Annotated in this window: 18 protein-coding genes and 1 pseudogene; 10 read left to right on the top strand and 9 right to left on the bottom strand. The window is 46.5% G+C overall.

Translation table 11 applies throughout. From position 1 onward, the window contains the following. Positions 1–85, top strand: a pseudogene (locus tag K4A83_RS23450) (RNA-guided endonuclease TnpB family protein); the annotation flags it as partial. Positions 86–525: 440 nt separating this feature from the next. Further along, positions 526–2,802, top strand: a complete 2,277-nt coding sequence (locus K4A83_RS16175) for a ribonuclease R family protein (RefSeq protein ID WP_265265662.1) — start codon at positions 526–528, stop codon at positions 2,800–2,802. 130 nt (positions 2,803–2,932) lie between these two features. Here K4A83_RS16175 and K4A83_RS16170 read toward each other — a convergent pair whose 3' ends face one another. Both K4A83_RS16170 and K4A83_RS16165 read right to left on the bottom strand, forming a co-directional pair. After that, a complete protein-coding gene (locus tag K4A83_RS16170) occupies positions 2,933–4,426 on the bottom strand; it encodes a M16 family metallopeptidase (protein ID WP_265265661.1) in 1,494 nt (497 codons plus the stop codon). Positions 4,427–4,638: 212 nt separating this feature from the next. Beyond that, a complete protein-coding gene (locus K4A83_RS16165; protein ID WP_265265660.1) occupies positions 4,639–5,409 on the bottom strand; it encodes a YebC/PmpR family DNA-binding transcriptional regulator in 771 nt (256 codons plus the stop codon). 111 nt (positions 5,410–5,520) lie between these two features. Between K4A83_RS16165 and K4A83_RS16160 the strand changes: the two genes are divergently transcribed. Next, on the top strand, positions 5,521–8,289 hold the full coding sequence (locus tag K4A83_RS16160) for a UPF0182 family membrane protein (protein ID WP_265265659.1): 2,769 nt from the start codon (positions 5,521–5,523) through the stop codon (positions 8,287–8,289). Between the two features lie 8 nt (positions 8,290–8,297). Here K4A83_RS16160 and sbcD read toward each other — a convergent pair whose 3' ends face one another. Continuing rightward, positions 8,298–9,515 (bottom strand): exonuclease subunit SbcD, encoded by a 1,218-nt coding sequence (sbcD, locus tag K4A83_RS16155; protein ID WP_265265658.1) that lies wholly within the window; start codon positions 9,513–9,515, stop codon positions 8,298–8,300. A 166-nt stretch (positions 9,516–9,681) separates the two neighbouring features. Here sbcD and K4A83_RS16150 point away from each other — a divergent pair, with 166 nt between their 5' ends. Then, on the top strand, positions 9,682–10,473 hold the full coding sequence (locus tag K4A83_RS16150; RefSeq protein ID WP_265265657.1) for a class I SAM-dependent methyltransferase: 792 nt from the start codon (positions 9,682–9,684) through the stop codon (positions 10,471–10,473). 68 nt (positions 10,474–10,541) lie between these two features. Here K4A83_RS16150 and K4A83_RS16145 read toward each other — a convergent pair whose 3' ends face one another. After that, positions 10,542–11,303 (bottom strand): DsbA family protein, encoded by a 762-nt coding sequence (locus tag K4A83_RS16145; protein ID WP_265265656.1) that lies wholly within the window; start codon positions 11,301–11,303, stop codon positions 10,542–10,544. A gap of 218 nt (positions 11,304–11,521) precedes the next feature. Here K4A83_RS16145 and K4A83_RS16140 point away from each other — a divergent pair, with 218 nt between their 5' ends. Both K4A83_RS16140 and rph read left to right on the top strand, forming a co-directional pair. Further along, positions 11,522–12,094, top strand: a complete 573-nt coding sequence (locus tag K4A83_RS16140) for an adenylate kinase family protein (protein ID WP_265265655.1) — start codon at positions 11,522–11,524, stop codon at positions 12,092–12,094. 327 nt (positions 12,095–12,421) lie between these two features. Beyond that, complete coding sequence (gene rph / locus K4A83_RS16135; RefSeq protein ID WP_265265654.1) at positions 12,422–13,156, top strand: ribonuclease PH; 735 nt, start codon at positions 12,422–12,424, stop codon at positions 13,154–13,156. Between the two features lie 160 nt (positions 13,157–13,316). On the opposite strand, the gene K4A83_RS16130 is transcribed toward rph, so the two are convergent. From K4A83_RS16130 to psaX, 3 genes are all read right to left on the bottom strand, one after another. Then, positions 13,317–14,525: a homocysteine biosynthesis protein gene (locus K4A83_RS16130; RefSeq protein ID WP_407810054.1), complete on the bottom strand. Its 1,209-nt coding sequence runs from the start codon at positions 14,523–14,525 to the stop codon at positions 13,317–13,319. Positions 14,526–14,561: 36 nt separating this feature from the next. Beyond that, a complete protein-coding gene (locus K4A83_RS16125) occupies positions 14,562–14,744 on the bottom strand; it encodes a hypothetical protein (RefSeq protein WP_265265652.1) in 183 nt (60 codons plus the stop codon). A gap of 70 nt (positions 14,745–14,814) precedes the next feature. Next, the gene (gene psaX, locus K4A83_RS16120) at positions 14,815–14,937 is read right to left on the bottom strand and encodes a photosystem I protein PsaX (RefSeq protein WP_265265651.1); all 123 of its coding nucleotides are present in this window, start codon (positions 14,935–14,937) and stop codon (positions 14,815–14,817) included. Positions 14,938–15,024: 87 nt separating this feature from the next. Here psaX and sixA point away from each other — a divergent pair, with 87 nt between their 5' ends. Both sixA and K4A83_RS16110 read left to right on the top strand, forming a co-directional pair. Then, positions 15,025–15,510, top strand: a complete 486-nt coding sequence (gene sixA / locus K4A83_RS16115; protein WP_265265650.1) for a phosphohistidine phosphatase SixA — start codon at positions 15,025–15,027, stop codon at positions 15,508–15,510. Between the two features lie 299 nt (positions 15,511–15,809). Continuing rightward, a complete protein-coding gene (locus K4A83_RS16110) occupies positions 15,810–16,952 on the top strand; it encodes a citrate synthase (protein ID WP_265265649.1) in 1,143 nt (380 codons plus the stop codon). Between the two features lie 93 nt (positions 16,953–17,045). Here the strand turns inward: K4A83_RS16110 and K4A83_RS16105 are convergent, their stop codons facing one another. Both K4A83_RS16105 and fraC read right to left on the bottom strand, forming a co-directional pair. Then, the gene (locus K4A83_RS16105; protein WP_265265648.1) at positions 17,046–17,987 is read right to left on the bottom strand and encodes a DUF5357 domain-containing protein; all 942 of its coding nucleotides are present in this window, start codon (positions 17,985–17,987) and stop codon (positions 17,046–17,048) included. Continuing rightward, on the bottom strand, positions 17,980–18,510 hold the full coding sequence (fraC, locus tag K4A83_RS16100) for a filament integrity protein FraC (protein ID WP_265265647.1): 531 nt from the start codon (positions 18,508–18,510) through the stop codon (positions 17,980–17,982). The genes K4A83_RS16105 and fraC overlap by 8 nt, the downstream gene beginning before the upstream one ends. Before the next feature lie 150 nt (positions 18,511–18,660). On the opposite strand from fraC, the gene K4A83_RS16095 reads away from it, so the two are divergent. Next, positions 18,661–19,302 (top strand): TetR/AcrR family transcriptional regulator, encoded by a 642-nt coding sequence (locus tag K4A83_RS16095; RefSeq protein ID WP_265265645.1) that lies wholly within the window; start codon positions 18,661–18,663, stop codon positions 19,300–19,302. A gap of 71 nt (positions 19,303–19,373) precedes the next feature. Then, positions 19,374–21,524 (top strand): protein kinase domain-containing protein, encoded by a 2,151-nt coding sequence (locus K4A83_RS16090; RefSeq protein WP_265265644.1) that lies wholly within the window; start codon positions 19,374–19,376, stop codon positions 21,522–21,524. Positions 21,525–21,741 lie beyond the last annotated feature (217 nt).

Here is a 21,741-nt window from a genome sequence, read left to right as displayed (position 1 = left end):
GGTGGGGCGCGCCCGAATTCACGCATCGGGAGAGATTCCCTCTTGGTTGGTTGGAGAAATCCTGTCAGCTAACGGAGACTCGTAGAACGATGAATCCCCCTGCCTTCAGGCGGGGGAGAACGTCAAAGTCTCTCCATTCAACCCTTGGCCTATGGGCGATTTTGACCGGATCCGATGGGTCAAGTTGTCGGTCATTATTTTTGGTTAAGAATTTACGGTCCGCGTGATAAACTATTGATAATCAGTCGCTACCCGTGACCAGTGACCCTGAACTTTTGCCTTCACGACTGTTCACCGAACACGGTTTGCATAACGTTACGTCGCCAATGCTACACCACTTTCCAAGGATCAAAAACCCAGCTTCAACCCAGTGGATGCGCGTCCATCACAAAAGCGTTAACTCCAATCCTGTTAACTCCTGCTCGCATTCACTCACTCAAGCAACAACGATTCAAGGGATGGGAGATGAACGGCAAGGCAATCATAATAGACCCTACTTAATAAGCATATAAAGGATAATTTGAGATGGAATTTTCAATCGCTACATTACTCGCCCAATTTAGCCAAGATAAGTTAGTGGCTGGTAAATACTTAGAAAAACGACTCAATTGTGAGGATGAGGAATGTCAGGAAAAACTGTTGGTTGCCCTAGACGCTTTAGAGCGGATTGGTGTTTTAACCAAAGAAATGGGGAAATATCGCCGAGTTTATGAGGAGGGAGTAGTTGAGGCAAAACTGCGGTGTTCGAGTAAAGGATTCTGTTTTGCCATTCAAGATGAAGAGGGGGCCGATGATATTTATGTGCGGGAAAGTCATTTAAGCACAGCTTGGAATGGCGATCGCGTTTTAGTCAGAGTGATTAAAGAAGGGAGTCGTCGCCGTTCGCCAGAAGGGGAAGTCAAGGTTATTTTAGATCGGGCGAATCCTTCACTGCTCGCACGGATCAAAAAAGTCCCCGTCGGTTTCCAGGCCGTTCCCCTCGATGATCGTTTACTCTTTGAACTAGATTTAAACAACGATCCTAACGAACTCGAAGATGCGATAGATCATCTTGTTCATGTAGAAGTCATTCGTTATCCCCTCGGCAACTCCCTACCCATCGGACGAGTGACCAAAATTCTTGGTAGTGATGCCGAAGCCGCGGCCGACACGGATATTGTTTGTTGCAAACATGATTTACCCCAAACCTTCAGCCAAAAAGTCCTAGAGTCCGCTAAGGCCATCGGGAAAGCACCCACCTCGGGGAAACTCCCCAAAGCAGACCTAAAAAATCGTCTCGATTTGCGCTCCTTACTCACCGTAAGTCTAGAGGATGAGAAATATGTCCAAGGGAAAGATGAACCCCTGTTAATTGAAAATGCCTTTAGTTTAGAACCTCTACCAGAAAATCAATGGAAATTAACCATTCATATTGCTGATTTCGCCCACTATATTGAGGTGAATTCTCCCCTAGACTATGCCGCCCGAAAACGCGGAACCGCCGTCCATTTAGGGGAGTTAGAACTTCCCATGTTACCCCAAAGTGTGATTGAACGCTGTTCCTTAACACTCAATCAAGAACGGTTGGCTTTTAGTATTATCCTGACCTTGAGCAAAAATGGGGTCATTCTCGCCTACGATATTCAGCCCAGCGTGGTGCAAGTTGATTATCAGATGACTTATCAACAAATTCAAGAATATTTGCGGGATGAAAGCCAAGTTGGGGACGAGGTGAAATCGGCTGTTGAGATGTTGGATAAACTCTTTTTCACCTTGGGGCCTGTAATCAAAGCCCAACGCTTACAACGGGGAGGCTTTGATCTGCATATGGAAATTCGCTCTCCCTTTAAAGATGAAGGTCGCTTAGGGACTCTAGCCATTGCGGATCATTTACCGATTCAAGCCATGTTAATGGAGGTAGCTCTTTTAGCAGGTAAGGCTGTGGCGGATCATTGTCGTAATTTGGACTTACCTGCTATTTATTGCACCCAACCTGAACCGGATATGATGGAACTGGAAGATTTCCTGAAATTGGGGATTAATCTAGGTTTGGATTTGGATGTGGAGTCAGAGGATGATCTTCAATCCCGAGATTATCAAGGGTTTGTTCAGGAAATTGCGGGGTCTTCTGCACCGAAAATTCTCACGGAATTTTTACGCAGTACCTTACGTTCTCCGATGTATAGTACCAAGCCGGGGCCTCATTTTGGTTTAGCCTACGGGGATGGCTATTGTCATGTCCTGAGTCCGGGACAACGTTATGTAGATTTACAGGTCCAGCGCGTTTTACATCTCTTGTTTGAGGAAGGACGCGATCGCCGTTCTATTCGGGCTAAAATCCGGGTCAATCTCGGCAGTAGTACCTCTTATGACCAAATCAGTTGGAATATCTTACCCCCCCAAATCCAAACCCAATGGGAACAAGATACGGCCATGTTAATTAATCATCTCAATGAGCGAGATAAAGTGGCCGAGGATGCAGAACGGGATTTAATTGGCCTCAAAAAAGCCGAGAAGATGAAAGAACGCACCGGAGAAGTCTTTACGGGGTTAATTACGGGAGTTCAATCCTACGGTTTCTTTGTGGAAATTGAGGAGTTAATGGTGGAGGGATTGGTTCATGTTAGCTCTTTGAAGGATGACTGGTATGAATACCGTTCTCGTCATAGTTGTCTGGTGGGACGGAAAAATCGCACGGCTTACCGTTTAGGCGATCGCGTTGAAGTGCAAGTCAAGAGTGTCGATTACTACCGTCAACAGATTGATCTCGTCACCGTCAGTGGTGGCAGTGATGCCAGCAACGAGGACTTTGAGGATGAGTAAAAAGAATTATCCTAGGTGTTGCCATAGTTCAGCACCTAGGATAGGGGGAGCAGGGGAGAGGGGAGAGGGAGAGTCAGGGAATTAAGAATGATTCCCTGTTCCCTATTACCTATTACCTATTACCTATTACCTAACTTTGAGGATTGGGGATGGTAATATCTACCGTTGTTATATTAGAATCCAAACGACTTAAAGGGGGGGTAATTTCACTAGAATTCCCCACGACTAATGTGGTTAATTGATCGGGAGTGAGATAGGTTTGAGCCACTCGTTGAACATCCTCAATGGTTGTGGCTTGGACTTGCCGTTGATATTGGAAAATATAATCCGCCGGATAGTCATAGTATTCATAGCGCATCAGACGGGAGAGGGTTTGTCCGGGAGATTGGAAGTTAAACACAAAAGAGTTGAGGATGGAGTTTTTCGCATAATCGAGTTCTTCCGATGAGATGGGCGTGCTGCGTAGATTATTCACTTCCCCGAGGATAGATTGAATAAACGGAACCGTAGCCTCCGAGCGAGTTTGTCCTCCGGCAATGAAAACCCCCGGATAGTCAAAATTGGGACTCCAGAAACCATAGACCGAATAAGCTAAACCTTGGCGCGATCGCACCTCATTAAATAAACGTCCGCCAAAGCCATTTAACACCCCATTGAGGACACTTAAAGCCGGATAGTCAGGATCATCCACCCGCCCCCCTAAATGCCCTAACTGGATATAACTCTGGGTCAGTTGGGGTTGTTCGACAAAAAACAGACCTTGGGGATTGCGATCGCGCACTTCGGGAATCTCCGGTAAATCGGCCACCTGGACTCCTTGCCAAGAGCCAAACTTCTCCGCAATCAGCGCCTTCATCTCCTCCCGGTTAAAATCCCCCACAATGCCCAGCATCATGCGTTCTGGTCGAAAAGACTGCTGATAAAAGCGGACCACATCCTCCCGGGTAATATTACTCAGCGTAGTATATTCCACCGTCCGAGCATAGGGGCTACTTTCCCCATAAACCAACTTAAAAAACTCCCGAGAAGCAATACTATTCGGGTCATCATTGCGTCGTGCAATGCCCCCCCGCATTTGATTCTGTGCCAAAGCGAGACGGGCTTCCTCAAAAGCAGGCCGCTGCACCACATCGGCAAACCAATCAAACACGGTTTTCAAATCTTCACTTAAAGCATTAAAACTAGCACTGCCCAAACTTCCCCCGATACTGGTTTCCACCGAGGCCGCCCGTTGTTCCAATAATTCATTCAATTCATTAGACGGATGATTGGTCGTGCCACCCGTGCGGATTACTGTTCCTGTAAGCTCCGCCAAACCCACCTGATCCGACGGTTCCAAGCGCGCTCCCGTGCGGAAAAACGCATTCCCCCGCACTAACGGCAACTCGTGATTTTCCACCAAATAGACCACCAAGCCATTTTCTAACTGATAGCGTTCATAGTCTGGCAGTTGAACCTCCCGCAGAGGGGGAAACTCCAACTCATCATAATGCCTCGCTCCAGCCGCTACCACAGCCGGGGCCGAGAGGATTACTAACAACATTGCCCCTAACACCAGACCAAACCAGCGTTGAACTGTAAAGCGGCTTGACCGCAACCATCGCCCTTGTGTTTTTAGTTTCATTACTAATTTTTCCATGATGTTTGCATTGCCCCAGCAAAAACTCTCAACCTTTAGATTTTAGCCGGGTTGAGGGAAGACGTGGGCTTCTACTTCCTCTAAGATAGGGTCTGCTGAATAAGCCTAACGCTAGACTCAACAAGGGAATAGGTAATAGGGAATAGGTAATTGATAATTTCTCCCCTGCTCCCCTGCTCCCCCGCTCCCCTGCTCCCCTAGGCTAAAGAAGCAGCCGCTAAACAGGCTTCGTTTAACTCAAAATTTGCTGTCACATTCTGCACATCATCTAAGGACTCTAAAGCGTCCATTAATTTGAGCAGCGATCGCATTTGGTCGAGATCCGTCACCTCTACCGTCGTATTGGGAATCCAACGTAATTCAACATCCTTCACCGGAAAATGATGCTCTTGTAAAGTTTGTTGTAGAATTTCCAAATCACCCACCTGACTATAAACCTCCGCCCCCGGATTCTCAGGATCATCGCTTAACTCGTAACTTTCCGCCCCCCCTTCAAGAGCAATTTCCAAAAGTTGATCCTCGTTAATTTCCCCCTCTAAAGTGACTACCCCCTTTTGTTCAAACATCCAACTTACACAGCCCGTTTCTCCTAAATTCCCGCCATTTTTGCTAAAAGCAGCGCGTAAATCTGCGGCCGTGCGGTTGCGATTATCTGTAAAGGCTTCAATCAGGATAGCCACACCCCCCACCCCATAGCCCTCATAGCGAATTTCCTCATAACTCGCGTCATCACTATTATAGGTTCCGGCTCCTTTGGCGATCGCACGATCAATATTCTCATTGGGAATCCCCGCCGCCTTCGCCTTCTCAATCGCTGTCCGCAGTTGAAAATTTCCGGCCGGATCCGGAATCCCATGACGTGCGGCCACAATAATAGCACGGGAAAGTTGCGTAAAGGTTTTACCCTTTTTCGCGTCCACTCGTGCCTTTTGTCGCTTAATATTTGCCCATTTACTATGACCCGCCACGTTCTCTTTAACCCTCCTGTTGTGTGGATTGTCTAAGGGCAAAGATAGCAAGTTTTCCCGCCTTTTGGGAAGTGCTAGAATAGTCAGAGAAACATGGGGAGACAAAAGATTGTGACTAAACCCGGAAACTCGCCCAGACTCAATCCCAGAGGGCGCAATTGGATTAATCTGCTCCTCATTGGGGTCAGTCTCGTTATTTTAATCCTCCTCTTTACCATCAGCCCATTAATCCATCTGTTAACAGAATCTTGGTGGTTTGCCGAGGTGGGATTTTCCCAAGTCTTTTGGCTGCGCTTCTGGGGGCAATCTCTCTCCGGGGTAATTGTCTTTCTTCTCTGTGTGGGTTTTTGGTGGGCTAACTATCGCTACGCCATGTTTCTCACCCGTTATAGTCGCTTTCAGTTTATCCCCCCCGGTCAATCCCCCACCCTCATCCATTACACCGTCAATCTAGCCGCCTTGGTCGCTATTGGGGTGATTGCCTTGGGAGTGGCTGGTTTTAACTCTGACGCCTGGTTAGTGATCTTAAAAGCCATCCATTCCACCCCCTTTAATCGGAGCGATCCCCTGTATCAACAGGATTTAAGCTTTTACTTCTTCCAACTCCCCCTCTACGAAAGCCTGAGAAATCTCTGTTTTAGCCTGATTCTGGGTGCCCTGGCCGTTTCTACTCCCGTCTATGTGTTCAAAGGGAGTCTAGATATTGGTCGCGGTTGGCAAAATTTAATCATTGGGTCGGCGAAAACCCATGTCATGCTATTGGTGGCAGGATTGATCTTGTTAGTCGCTGCCGGGACTTGGTTAGACCGCTTCCAAATCCTTTACTCCCCCAACGGGGTAGTGTTTGGGGCCGGTTATACCGATACCCATAGTCGCCTGTTGGGATTAAATATTATGGCAGGCCTAGGGGTTTTACTAGCTGGTGCGATCGCCTTCTTCGCCTTCCGCAACGGTCTACTCTGGATTAGCCTAAGTTTGGGCGCTTATCTTCTCCTAGCCCTCATCTTCCAAGGCCTCATCCCCAGCTTTGAACAACAGTTTAGTGTCACCCCCAACGAACTCACCCGAGAAAAGCCCTATATTGAGCATAATCTCGACTTTACCCGCCATGCCTACGCCCTAGACGAAGTTGAAACCATCCCCTACCCCGTAGAAGACAACCTCACCCGGCAAGACTTAGAAAACAACGAGGCCACCATCCGCAACATTCGCCTCTGGGACTATCGCCCCATCCTCAGCACCTATCGCCAACTGCAAGAAATCCGCCTCTATTACCGTTTTAACGACGTAGATATTGACCGCTACACCCTCAATGGAGACTATCGTCAAGTCATGTTATCCGGGCGAGAATTAGCCTATCGTCAAGTTCCAGACCGGGCGAAAACTTGGGTCAACGAACGGTTAAAATACACCCACGGTTACGGCATGGTCATGAGTCCCGTTAATGAAGTCACCCCCCAAGGACTCCCCAATTTTTTGATTAAAGATATTCCCCCCGTTTCAGAAGTCGATATCCCCCTAGACCAGCCCCGCATCTACTACGGGGAAGAAACACAGCACTACATCTTTACCGGGATGGGAACCGATGAGTTTGACTATCCCTTGGGCAATGATAACGCCGCCTATCGCTACACAGGCAAGGGAGGAGTTCCCCTCACCAGTTGGTGGCATCGCTTAGTCTATGCCTTGGATTTTAACAACCTGAAAACCCTCATTTCCGGCTACTTTACCCCAGAATCTCGCATCCTCTACCATCGGGAAATTACCGACCGGGTGCAACGCATTGCCCCCTTCCTCACCCTTGACCATGACCCCTATCTGGTCTTGCGGGAAGGGCGGATGCAGTGGGTCATTGATGCTTATACAATCAGCGATCGCTACCCCTACTCAGAACCCCTCTATCGTCTACAACGCTTTGGCCTAAATCCAGTCCAACGACCCGGCATGATGAGGGGATTTAACTATATCCGTAACTCAGTCAAAGTCCTCGTCGATGCCTATGATGGCACCGTGCAGTTTTTCGTCGTAGATCAACAAGATCCCGTCTTAGCCACCTATCGCCAAATTTTCCCCGATTTATTCCTCAGCCCAACAGAAATTCCCGACGATTTACGCTCTCATTTCCGCTACCCCTTGGACTTGTTCTTCATGCAAGCGCAAATGTACCTAGCCTATCACATGACCAATCCCGAAGTTTTCTACAATCAAGAGGATCTCTGGCGCTTTCCCATTCAACAGTATGAAGGGAAAGAAGAAGTCATGCAGCCCTATTATCTAATCATGCGCCTGCCCGACTCCGACCGCGAGGAATTCCTGTTAATCCTACCCTTCACCCCCGGCAATCGAGATAATATGATTGCTTGGATGGCCACCCGTTGCGATGGTGAAAAATACGGTTCATCCGTATTATATGAATTCCCCAAACAAGAATTAGTCTATGGTCCCCGACAAATCGAGGCCAGAATTGATCAAGATCCTGTGATTTCGCCGCAATTAACCCTTTGGAGTCAGGAAGGGTCAAGAGTCATTCGCGGGGATTTATTTATTATCCCCATTGAACAATCGTTATTGTATGTTGAGCCTGTTTTTTTACGATCTGAACAGGGAGGACTTCCCGAACTCAAACGAGTCATTGTGGTTTTTGGAGAGAAGATTGTCATGGCCGAAACCTTAGAACAAGCTTTAGATGCCGTCTTTGGAGCAACACAGGTTTCTACTCCCGCCCCCACTCCCACAGACTCCACCCTTGACCCCACTTTAGCCCGTCAAGCCCTCGAAACTTATCAACAGGCACAAGAAGCCCTCCGCAATGGCAACTGGGCTGAATATGGCCGTTTACACAGTGAGTTAGAGCAGCTTTTATTCCGGCTGAATCAATAGCAGGTATCCTAGCTATTCAACAAACTATGAGCCGCTTCTAACATAGCCTCAGAAATATCTCGTAAGTCCTCCCGATTATCGAGATAAGCTTGTAAAGCATCTAAAGGGTTTAACGAGCGATTAACCGCTAATTCTGGGAGACGAGGACGGGCTAATTGACTGACTAACTCAGGACGAATTGTAAAAGAATGAGCCGTTTGTAACGCCCCTTGCAAAGCTCCCGTTTCAATGAGGTCTAACTGTTCAGAACGTAACTTGTAAATTAAGCGGACTACAGCATCTTGAATAGCGCGTTTTTGAATAGCATTTAAGATAACAGCTTGGGGATCTTCTCGTTCCGTAACATCCACTTCAATAGTACAAAAATCTCGGGCAGGTACAGGATGAAACTCCCAATGAACTGTATCCTTTTCCACCTCAACTAAAACATAGCCTTTTTGTTCTTTTTCTTCACTAAAATCAACTCGCTCAATACTGCCCGGATACACAATGGGAGGGTCATTATTCGGGTTAAGATTTTGATGCTTATGAACATGACCCAAGGCGACATACTCCCATTCTGGGCGAATTAATAAGGAAACAGGAATCGTGAAGCCTTTCCCAACGGCTAAAAAGCGTTCTGCCCCTAAATTAGCCCGGTCTGCCATTAAATGGGCTAATAAAACTGTGGGAAGATCCGGATCTAAACGACGAATTTCTCCCTCTAAAGCAGGTTGTAACCGTTCAATTAATAACTCATTAACTTCTGCTACAGATAAACCTTCTGTTTCAGGGCGAGTTAACAGAGTAGAGTGGGTTAACCAAGGAAGAGTAATTACTTGAATTTTGCCCGATTGAGTCTCGATACAGTGGGTATCCAGTTGATCCCCTACAATAAATTTAGGCACACCCAAAGTGCGATAAATACATAAACTCGCTCCGCCATTCCCTTGGGAATGTTGATCATGATTACCCACTAATAAAACTGTGGGAATATCAGCATCGACTAAACGGCGAAATTGACTGGCAAAGGCTTCTTGAACATAAGGGGGTGGGGTAGCATCTGGGAAGGCATCACCGCCAAATAATACTAGATCCACTGGCGTATTAATGGCTTGATCTATACAACAACTTAAGGTATAAATAAAGTCTTCTAAACGGCTATTAATTCCTGTTTCTGGATTGATGCGACCGTGGGAGAAGCTACTCCCCATATGAATATCAGAAAGATGGAGAATTTTAATCATGATTGAGGTTAGGTGTTTAGAAGTGGGAGATGATATCTAGCGTTTCCATGTTGACAGACTCTCTCTTTAAGCTTAGTTTACATTGTTTGGGCAATCTAAAAAAACCTCTCTCGGGGAAAAATAGCTAGAGAGATGAGAAAATACTTGAAGTTAATTGAAAATAGCAATGACAACTAAGGATCATAATTACTACACCTATAGTCGTCCAGAAATTGTGCAGTATTACGCACAATTAAATCAACTTCAACCCGCAGAAAAGGCAATTTTCCAACAGCTACAAAGTGAACTCTCCGGAATGAAAATGTTAGATATTGGGGTAGGAGGGGGACGCACAACTGCTCATTTTGCTCCGCGAGTGGCGAGTTATTTAGGTATTGATTACGCTCCAGAGATGATTGCAGCTTGTCAATCTCGATTCCCTAATTCTCAGGAAAATTTAAGTTTTTTACTCTGTGACGCTCGACAAATGGAATGTTTTGCTGAGAATAGTTTTGATTTTATTCTATTTAGCTTTAATGGCATTGATTATATCTCTCACTTGGAACGTTTACAGGTCTTGGAACAAGTGAGTCGTGTGGGAAAATCGGGAGGTTATTTCTGTTTTTCTAGCCACAATTTACAAGGGATTGAGCAGGGATTGCAAGGGAAAATCCAATGGAGTTGGAATCCTATTACGACTTATGCGAATTGGGTGATGTGGGGGTTATTTCGTCTGTTTAATCTCTCGGTTCAGTTCGCAAGAATTGCTGATAGTCCTTATTTAGTTCTCCGAGATGAGTCTCATAATTTCCGCTTACAAACCTATTATATTCGCCCTCAAGCCCAGCTTAAACAGTTAGAACCTTATTTTAAAGATATCCAGATTTATGGCTGGAATGAGGAGGAAAAAATTAGGGATGAGTCGGATTTGTTGGCGAATGGTGCTTTTTGGCTTTATTATTTATGCCGTATTCGTTAGTGTTGACACTCTCAGGTCTAAAGACGCTGAGATTCTTGAATAGAGTGATGAACTAATCTTGAGTCCATTCAATTTAAGACTTGGGCAAGGACTGCCTCGAAGTCTTGCAAGGAAACGGCTCCGGGGATGGGTTCGCCGTTGATGGCGAAGAAGGGAGTGCCTCGTAATCCTAAACTTTGGGCTAGTTGGATATCTTCTGTAATGGCTCTCTCGGCGGCTTCACTGGTGCGATCGCCATTAAATTGTTCTATCTTTAAACCTAAACGACGAGCAATTTTAAGATATAACTCCTCACCCAGTTGGTCTTGTTGTTCAAACAGCGCATCATGATATTCCCAGAATTTCCCCTGTTGATAGGCCGCCCAAGCTGCTAAAGCTGCCGGATAAGCTTGATCATGAATTTGGGTGAGTGGGAGATGTTTATAAACAAACGTGACCCGATCTTGATGTTGTCGGATAAACGATTTTAATGTTTTATGGGCTTCTGCACAAAAAGGACATTGAAAGTCCGAAAACATCACCATCACTACATCTTGTTCCGTTGCCCCAAGGGTAGGAGATGAGCCGATAATCTCCCTAGGATTGGCTTTCATTGCGTCCAGAATCGCCTGTTGTTGTTGCTGCTGGAGGGCCTGTTGTCGCGCTTGATAAACTTGGAGGGATTCAATGATCACCTCGGGATTTTGGCGGATCACTTCTAGCACTTTGCTTTCAAATTGGGCATCGATGGAGGCTGCAATGGCGGCTTGCTCTGGGGTAAGATTGCCCCCTAGCCACAAGCACAGGGCTAACAGGGTGATTAAGATAGGGCGTAGAATGGTTTGAGTCATGGAAGAACAGTAAACAATCATTAATCATCAGTTTACTGTTTGCCTGCTTCCTCATCAAAGCTTTGCAAAAGAAGGGTTCTTGAGGGTTTACAGTGGAACAAAGATGGTGCGTCAGGATGATCGTCATTACTGAGCCTAAGTTATTCTTTCTGACGCACTGTACCTGTTTGCTGTTGACGGCTCACTGTTCACTGACAGAGGAAGGGAGGAGAAAAGCTGTGAGACTAATTTTATTAGGTGGTCCAGGATCGGGAAAGGGGACTCAATTACGCAACTTGAGTCAACACCTGAATCTAGCCGGGATTTCGGTGGGGGATGTGTTGAGAGAGGCGATCGCATCTCAAACCTTTTTAGGCATGAAAGCCAAGCCCCATGTCGAACAGGGGGAATTAGTTCCCGATGAATTAATGATTCAGTTAATGCGTCTGCGTTTCCTTCAGCCCGATTTAGGACAAGAACAAAACGGCTGGATTTTAGAAGGCTATCCCCGGACTGCCTTCCAAGCCGAAGAATTGGATTTTGTCTTAGATGACTTCGCACAGTTTCTCGATTCTGTGATTTATTTAAAAATTGATGAAACCGTCATGCGAGAGCGTTCTTTGGCCAGATCCCGCGCTGATGATAGCCCGGAAATCCTCGATAAACGGATCAAGTTGTTCCATCAACGGACGATCCCGATCTTGGAATACTATGGTCGTCGGCAAAAACTCTTAATCCTCAATGCAGAAAAATCAGCCGAGGAAGTGACTAAAGAAATCTTGCAAAACCTTGAACTGTTAACCAAAGGGTGATTAGGAAATAAGGCATTGGCGACGGGATGAATTGCAACGAAGACCCAAAATGCGTTAATCTTAAGAACTATCACCAAAATTAACTGTCACTGAAGATTCTATAGGCCTTGGGAAGCAAAGCTTATGCCTCTGGACGCTGAGTAGGACTTTCACCCAGTAAGACCTTCACTGAGTAGGACTTTCTTGGTTAAACTTAAAAGCCTAGGCGCTTGAAGCAGCAAGCCTACACCATAAGCCTGATTCTGGGGTGTTTGATTCTTAGGTGCTAGTTACTTCACGCTATGGGAAACTGCCCTCATTATCTGCAAAATTTAGGCCTTAAAATTTATGCCTTGGCAACGTCCCGATGGTCGGCTTCCCCATCAACTCCGTCCCATTCATTTTGAATGTGATTTTACCCGCTTTGCGACGGCCTCTGTCCTAGCTCATGCAGGAGAGACAAAGGTTTTATGTACCATTAGCCTTGCTCCGGGTGTGCCTAAGTTTCTCATCGGCAGTAATCAAGGCTGGTTAACCGCAGAATACCGAATGCTACCCGGTGCTACCCCCCAACGCCAAGCCCGAGAGTACCTCAAATTATCAGGGCGCACCCAAGAAATTCAGCGTCTGATTGGTCGCAGTTTGCGCGCTGCTCTCGATTTAGAATTATTAGGGGAACGCACTATTACCGTAGATGCAGATGTTCTCCAAGCGGATGCAGGCACAAGAACCACAGCGATCACCGGAAGTTATGTCGCTCTGGCTTTAGCCATTGATAAACTGATCCAGCAAGGGGAAATTATGCGATCGCCCATTCGTTATCCCGTGGCGGCTGTTTCGGTGGGACTGATTGAGGGAGAGATTTTCCTCGATCTCAACTATATCGAAGATGTCACCGCCGATTTAGATTTTAATATTGTCATGACTGGGAATTTAGACTTAATTGAAATCCAAGGCACCGCAGAATCAGGAAGTTTCACCCGGGATCAACTCAATCAAATTATTGAGATGGCACAAACTGGAATTCAAGACCTATTAATTTTGCAGCAAGAAGCCCTCAAACTTCGGTCTAGTTCTCTCTAGGGAATAATTGATAATTGATATTAGAAACCGGGTTTTTGCTAGGGTGTATCGAGAAAACTAGACAATGAACGCAACCCGGTTTCTGGCTAAAGTTAGTCAATGACATTACACCCGACTCCTGACTCCCTTGCTCCCCTGCTCCCGACACCCGACTTCCAACTCACTCACTCGCCCGTTGAGAACCCCAACGATCTTGGGGGAGGAACGTGCGATCGCCCGGAATGGGAGCCACAGGTTCAGTCAGCGTAAACTGACCCAGACTAATCCACTGTTTCAGTTCTAGTGCCACTTGTCGGGAAAGGCGAATACTGGCTAGGGGGGCAGTGCGTACCATTTGCCCGTCGATTTTAATTTGACCACTTTTGAGGTGAGCATAACTCACTAAGCCAAAAGTAGGACGGACACGGCGAGGAATGGAAAAATCCACCACCGGGGCGACAATATCCTGATCTTGAATGGCCGCATGGGCGACCACTTGTTCATTGAGAACAGGCAGGGGAACCCCTACACCTAACATGATAGATGCGCCATAATTTTTGAAATAACAGCCCCGCACCCATTGGGGGGTCATTTGTTTAGCATCCCCAATCACGGCTAGAGTAGCGGCCGGACCAATGGGAGTCTCGTTAGGGAGGCGCTTCTGTAAGGGAAAATGTTGAGTCCCTTCCCAAGTAATGTAACCAATGCCACCCCCTAAAAAGATTTTTGTACCGATGCCGATGATCTCCAATTGGGGATCATTGAACAGAGGAGAAATCGCACCGGGGTTAGAATACACCGCATTGCCCAGACGAGGATAGAGGGGACCCAAGTAGGTGTAGAGCGTGCGATCGCCCCCATTCACCCCCACAATAAAATTTTGATAGAGATTGCGGGGATTAAACAGATAAAACTGATTAATCGTGTCTCGGGTGATCGTCGTTTCAAAGGAAGGGCGGGGGTAACAATCCGTCACTTGCCCCAGCGCTCGCAGTTGTACAGGTTTCCCCGCAATCAGATCCTCAATCACATGACCGCCCCCTCGTTCCGGCAAAACCGTATTCAAACGGCTTTCTTCTGCGTCCCCTAAACCGCCGTATTCCGCCATCACCGTCGCCCCAAGGTATAAATCCACCGCACCCAGTCCCGCGTAGGCTGGTACGCCTTCTAGCCAGCACTGACGGATTTTTATGGGGGGGTCGGTATGACCTAGGTTGAAGATCGCCCCGGTGGACTCCATTGGTTCAAACGTTCCTGTCGTGATCACATCCACTTCTTGGGTGGTTTGGGTCACGCCCACCTCTTGGACCCGGGCCTTTAGTTCTTCAACCGTCAAAACAACAGCTTTCTGTTGTTGGATTTTTTCGTTAATTTCGGCGACAGTTCTCAGCACAATGGGGACACTCCTTCTGGGAAATGGTGGATATTAAGGGGAAAGACGGCGTTTCCAGAGCAGGAGAGCCAGCAGAAGGGGGGGAAAGGCGATCGCGATTAACGCATCTAGGGTGTTCGCCGGAATCGACCAGAGAGGGGCAAGATACTTGATGAAGAGGGAAATTGCACCCGATAGTGCCAAGACTTTGAGGATAAAGATTAAGGGACTGTTCATAGGGGGACGGGAAAAAACTGAGGAGTGAAACCCAAGTCTACTCCCCAATTTTAACCCATGCTCTCAGAAGCTAGATATCTAGGATTCCGGCGTAAATCGCAGCCACCAGAATATTCACGCCCAGAAGAAGACCAGCCCAGAGAACACGGAAGGTGTAGGGGGGTTTGCCATTGGGAACGGGACGATCTGCCATGAGTTTTGCTCCGTATTGTTAAAGTTGACGTTATATTAAGAAGTACCCAAAATTTATCATAATTGCCACCCTTTTTGCGCCCTTTTGATGGATATTTATTTAATTCGTCATGGTATTGCAGGCGATCGCACCCTCTACCGAACCGATGAGGAACGCCCCTTAACAGACCTCGGCATCAAAAAAACCCGTAAAGTCGCCCAACGGATTCAGGCCGTGGGAATCCAGTTTGATCTCATCTTAACCAGCCCCCTCCTGCGGGCGAAACAAACGGCCGAACTCTTACAACAAGCTGGTTTAAGTCAACAGATCCAAGCATTTGCGCCCCTGGCTCCCGAGGGGAATATTAACCTCTGGGTAAACTGGTATGGTGTGAATTCTCATTATCAGGCGATCGCCCTCGTCGGTCATCAGCCCGATTTAGGCAACTGGGCCGAACAGATCGTCTGGGGAAGCCAGCAGGAAAAACTGATTGTTAAAAAAGCAGGTATAATAGGCGTTCATCTTCCCAGCACCGGATCTCCCCTCGGGCAAGGTGAACTATTTGGGTTGATTCCCCCAAAATGGTTTTTATAGTTTTTTGATACACCTCAGCACATTAGACCGAAAAACAGGAAAACCGGATAGATTTAGCCAAAACTTTACCTTATTAACCTATTCTTAAAGCCTAACGCAACCTTACACCCTCTGCTTTCTATTCTTAATCAGCCCTCCCCCATCCATTCCAGCAAAATCCTAAGCTATTCCGTAAAAATCGAGACTCCTTAAACTTTTACTGTAAGTTAACGTCATATCTTCCAGATCGAGTTGAGCCTTGTTCAAGAAGGCCAATGACAAGAGAGGATAGATATTTCCCTCTAGCTACGAGAAGAGACATGACAGCAGTTTGCGAATATATTCCTGGCCTAGAGAATATTCCAGTTGCCGAATCTGCCATCAGCTATGTTGATGGACAAAAGGGCGTTCTGGAATATCGTGGGATTCCCATTGAAGAACTCGCCCAAAAAAGCACCTTTCTCGAAACGACCTATCTCCTGATTTGGGGAGTTCTGCCCACCAAAGAAGAACTAGCCGCCTTTGAAAACGAGATCCGCTTCCATCGTCGGATTAAATACCGCATTCGGGACATGATGAAATGTTTCCCCGAAACCGGACATCCGATGGATGCACTGCAAACATCCGCCGCCGCTTTGGGCTTATTCTACTCCCGTCGGGCTTTAAATGACAGTCACTACATTCGGGAAGCTGTAGTGCGTCTAATCGCCAAAATCCCGACCATGGTTGCCGCCTTTAAGAGTATGCGCAAAGGGAATGATCCCATCCAGCCACGAGATGATTTGGACTATTCCACCAACTTCTTGTATATGCTAACGGAACGCATTCCCGAACCTGTAGCGGCTCGTGTGTTTGATGTCTGTTTAATCCTCCATGCAGAACACACCATGAACGCCTCAACCTTCTCGGCAATGGTGACATCTTCGACCCTGACTGACCCTTACGGGGTCATTGCTTCCGCCGTAGGTACTTTAGCCGGACCGCTACACGGTGGGGCAAATGAGGAAGTGATCGATATGTTGGAGGCCATTGGTTCGGTGGAAAATGTCCGACCTTACATTGAGGATTGTATTACCAACAAGAAAAAAATTATGGGCTTTGGCCACCGCGTTTATAAGGTCAAAGATCCCCGGGCAACGATTCTCCAAGGGCTAGCAGAACGTTTGTTTGAACAAATGGGTCACGACCGTTTCTATGATATTGCCTTAGAACTGGAAAAAGTCGTAGAAGAGAAATTAGGTCATAAAGGCATCTATGCCAACGTAGATTTCTATTCCGGTTTAGTGTACCGCAAATTAGGGATTCCGACGGATCTCTATACGCCCATCTTCGCCATCGCCCGGGTCGCCGGATGGTTAGCCCACTGGCGTGAACAAATCTCGGAAAACCGCATTTTCCGACCCACTCAAGTTTATGTAGGTGAACATAGTCGTCCTTATCTTCCTTTTCATGATCGGGGATAGGTTGCGACCTTAACTCCCTTGTGATGGGAGCATCTCATAACTCCTCACAACGACCTAAATCTCCCCATTTTGGGAGATTTAGGTCGTCAGTTGTTAACCTGGGGGAAGGGAATTCCGACGCGCCCTTTGACAATTGGTGGAGACACCTTGTATAGAAGGCTCTACCTGACAGATCATTTCGCACAAATAGGGGTTTTGTTCTCGACTCCGTTCGGACCGGGGGCCTGTCCAATCGGCGAGTAAGGTGACAAGATAGAGATTGGGTTGCTCAGACACTTGGATGGTAATAGCCCAGAATGGGTATTCGGCCAAGGGATTGAGGCGATTTTCTAATTTTGCGATCGCCTCCTGTCGCAATGCCCCCAAAGAATCCGACTGTTCCTCGTTTTCCCTCGGATGAACCGCCCCCCGCAACCACTCTCCGGTTTCCGTCCAGTTTTTCCCCCCCAAGGTTCTTTGTAACAACTCCCCCATCGTGTCCAACAGTAACAGCCCTTGGGGATCAATCCTTGGGGTCACTTGCCATTTCACCACAAAGACACTGCGGCTAAAATCATCCACTAACAGACTGGGGTATTGGTCTAACCAATTTTGCATCAAAAAATTGACTTGTAGTAAACAACTGAGGAGAATTTGAGTTCCCAACAAAATCACTAATTTTTGCCGTTCTATAATTGTGGGAGCATGAAAATGACAGAATTTATCAAAAAAACAAGGATAAGCCGCAATCGTTCCCGCTAAAGGCAACCACAGTAAAATGAGGGCTTGTGAGGGAATATTGACCAATAAAAATAAGGCGAGACAAATTAATGCGCTGGTAATCCAAGGGGTTAAGGGGACATTATTCTTAAGGCAAAGCCACGTCATACTAATAATAAAAAAAAGAGCAGCAAGGCAGAATAGAATAAACCGAGGAATGGGGGTGAGTAAACCTGCCATAACCAAAGAAAATAGGCTAGTCCAGAAGAACGACTGCCATGAATAGGCTTGAATGGGCAGAAGATTATTCCAGAGTGCTTGTAAGTTTTTAATCATAGGTTGGCAATATTTTAAACAATAAAATCAACAAAATAACGCTATTACTACAAATATTGGCGAGGACAATCACCGAGGCTTTACTAACATCTGTTTTGAGTAAAGCTTTGTTAATTCGATTGACTAAAAATTGTTCCGAATCTGAACTATCTGGAGAACTTAACAACAAAGCCTGTAAAATATCTAGCCCTTTAAATTCAATGAGACAAACGAACATAAAGAGGAATAAAAACATAAGAAGGAAGCTTAAATTAGCTTGAAATGAGTTTAAATCATATAAGTTACTGAAGAGTAAATAACTCATGAAGCGCATTTTAATGGGGTCAGGGGCAAAAGACAGAAAAATCGAAAAAACAGCCCAGAGAAAAATTGCCGATAATAAATTCATCGAAATGGAAAACTCAACACTGCGTTTATGACTAAGATTTAATTTACTTTGATAAATAATCGCTTCAATAGCAATACTAATCAATAAGGTAAGACTTTGGAGTAGAATTAGGGGGAAGGGGATCAGGTGAGCCATAGTTTAGTTACAGGGGCGATCCATGAGAGAGGGGAAGAGGGAACAGACCGAGGGGAGATCGAGAAATTTTATGAAGCTTTTGCAGTAATTGCTCATATTTAGGGTCAAATAAGGTTACGGTGTAAAGTAAGCCTAATTCAAGTCAGACCCATGCGAGTATTTCACCAGCGACCTGTTTTAGAGCAGCCTACGGAAGAAAGTACGCGCACTCGTATTTTACAGGCGGCTCTTCATTTGTTTGCCCAACAAGGCTATGATGGCACGACGACGCGGGATTTAGCGGCGGCCGCTCATGTAGCTGAGGGAACGTTATTCCGCCATTTCACCAATAAGAAAGCGATTTTAGTGGAGGTGGCTACTCAGGGCTGGGTGGATATTCTCACGGATTTGCTGACGGAATTGAGCGAAATGGGAAGTTATAAAGCTGTGGCTCAAGTGATGCGACGGCGGATGTTGCGGATGAATGAGAATAGTGATTTGATGCGAGTGTGTTTTTTTGAGGCTCAGTTTCATCCCGATTTACGCGATCGCATTCAAACAGAAGTCATCGAAAAAATGACCGATGTAGCCGAAGCCTTTTTTGAGACAGCCATGGAGCGGGGAATTTATCGCCGTATGAATCCCCGAGTTGTTGCTCAAGTCTTTTTAGGAATGTTTACCATTGCTGGATTTTCTAAAGCAACAATAGGGGAGCCTCAAGCGTCTCCTAAAGCCATGAAGGAAATGGCTGAAGGCATTGCGGATATTTTTCTCAATGGAGTGTTACAACCAGATAAGCGAGAATCCCCGTGAAATTTGCGATCTCCGGTTGCTGGTCGCACAACAAGTGTTAGATTTTGTTTAACCCTGTTTTGCGACTCTCCATGAGTTATTGTATCAACCCATCCTGTCCTAATCCTCAAGACTCCACCCTGACGGATCAAGTCGTTTGTCCTCATTGTGGCTCGTCCTTAGTCTTGTTGGGACGTTATCGCGTGGTCAGTCTCCTGAGTAGCAATAGCGGGTTTGCAGTCATTTATGAGGTAGAAGACGGCACAACCCATAAGATTTTAAAAACCCTACAAGCGCGCCACAACGAGAGCAAAAAGGCAGTTGAACTGTTTAAACAAGAAGCGGCGGTTTTAGGTCAACTCGACCATCCGGGGGTTCCCAAAATTGATCCACCGGGTTATTTTCAGTTTTTCCCTAAAAATGTTCAAGAGCCGGTTCACTGTTTTGTGATGGAGAAAATCGACGGGCCGACTCTTTACGATTGGATGTTACAGCAAGGCCATTTGTTGATTAGTGAGCAACAGGCGATCGCCTGGTTAGAACAAATTGCCGAGATTCTCCACCTTGTCCACCAAAAAAACTACTTTCACCGGGACATTAAACTACAAAATATTATGTTGCGCTCGACCGGACAGTTAGTGTTAATTGACTTCGGCACAGCGCGGGAGATGACCTATACTTATTTAGCTCAGATTGGCAGTTCCGGCAATATTACCCGCATTAGTTCCGCCGGATATACCCCCCCAGAACAAGAAAAAGGTCACGCTGTACCACAATCGGATTTTTACGCCTTGGGACGAACCTTTGTTTACCTCCTCACCGGACGAAAACTCACCGACACAGATATTTATAACCCCTTTACCGATGAGTTTTGCTGGCGAGAAAAAGCGTCCGATATTTCCCCGGCCTTAGCCGATTTTATCGACCATTTAATGGCACATCGCGCCATTGATCGTCCCAAAGATACCCAAGAAATTTTAGACACCTTGCGAGAGATCAAAAAACAACTGGCTGATCCCGCTACCACTGCCACAACGCTCCGTTTACCTGCCACTAAGATCCAATTTTCTCCCGATAGTCCCACCCTCCCGGAATACAAACCTCCTCGGAAAATTCCTAAAACTTGGTGGGGGTTGGGGTTGATTGGCTTAACATTACTGGGGGGGTATGGCATTTGGCAGGGGTATCATTACCTAACCTTACATTTTTCCCCCCCCGAAGTGGTGCAGGAAGTGGCTATGGCTAAAACCTTCCAAGGTCATCGGGGTTTAGTGAATGCGATCGCCATTAGTCATAACAATCAAATTCTCGTCAGTGCCAGCGAAGATCAAACCCTCAAAGTATGGGATCTCGACACCGGGGAACTCTTACAAACCCTCACCGGACACACCAGCGCCGTCCGAGATGTCGTCCTCAGTGATGATGGTCAATTTGTGGTCAGTGCTAGTTCTGACCGCAGGATTAAAATTTGGGATTTGAACACCGGAGAAGTCCGCCACAACCTAACAGGTCATGTGAGTTTTGTCAACCATGTCATCCTTTCCCAAGACCAGCAAATTTTAGTCAGTATTGGCACCGACCGAACCCTACGAATTTGGGACGTAGAAACCGGAGAAAACCTACACACTTTAGCCGAACATACCAGTTTTATTAATGATATGTTAATTAGTTCCGATGGCACTCAGTTAATCAGTGCTAGTGCAGACCGAACCTTAAAAATTTGGGACATTGCCACAGGGGAATTATTACATAATCTGGTCGGACATAGCAGTTTTGTTAATCGTTTAACCCTCAGTCCTGATGGTCAATTTGTCGCCAGTGCCAGCGCCGACCGAACGGTGAAAATTTGGAATATTGCCACAGGAGAATTGCAGCAAACCTTAACCGGACATACCAGTTTTGTCAATGATGTAGTGATTAGTCCTGATGGGAAATTAGTAGCCACTGCCAGCGCGGATAAAACCATTAAAGTCTGGGATTTTTCCACAGGAGAAGAACGTTATACCATTGATGGTCATGCCAATTATGTCAATCGTTTAGCCATTACTCAAGATGGTCAAACTTTAATTAGTAGTAGTGCCGATCAAACAATTCGACTCTGGAATTTAGCCAATGGGGATATTAAGCGAGTTTTAACGGGACATGGTGCGCCGATTAATGATTTTGTCTTGAGTCGGGATGAACGATATATCGGCACGGGAAGCGAATCTTCAGAGATTATGATCTGGACTATTGCACCGTGAACAGCGAACCAATCGGGAATAGGTAATAGGTAATAGGGAATAGGGAATGGGGAATAGGTAATAGGGAATAGATAATTGATAATTGTTCCCCCTCTCCCCCTCTCCCCCTCTCCCCTGCTCCCCTGCTCCCCTGCTCCCCTGCTCCCCCTCTCCCCTGCTCCCCCGCTCCCCTGCTCCCCGACTCCCGACTCCCGACTCCCTTACTCCCCCTCTCCCG

Origin of the sequence: Spirulina subsalsa FACHB-351 (assembly GCF_026130165.1) — a bacterium.
In the GTDB taxonomy this organism is placed as follows: Bacteria; Cyanobacteriota; Cyanobacteriia; order Cyanobacteriales; family Spirulinaceae; genus Spirulina_A; species Spirulina_A subsalsa_A.
Note: the sequence above shows the minus strand (reverse complement) of the source record. Positions and strands in the feature narration are given on the sequence as shown.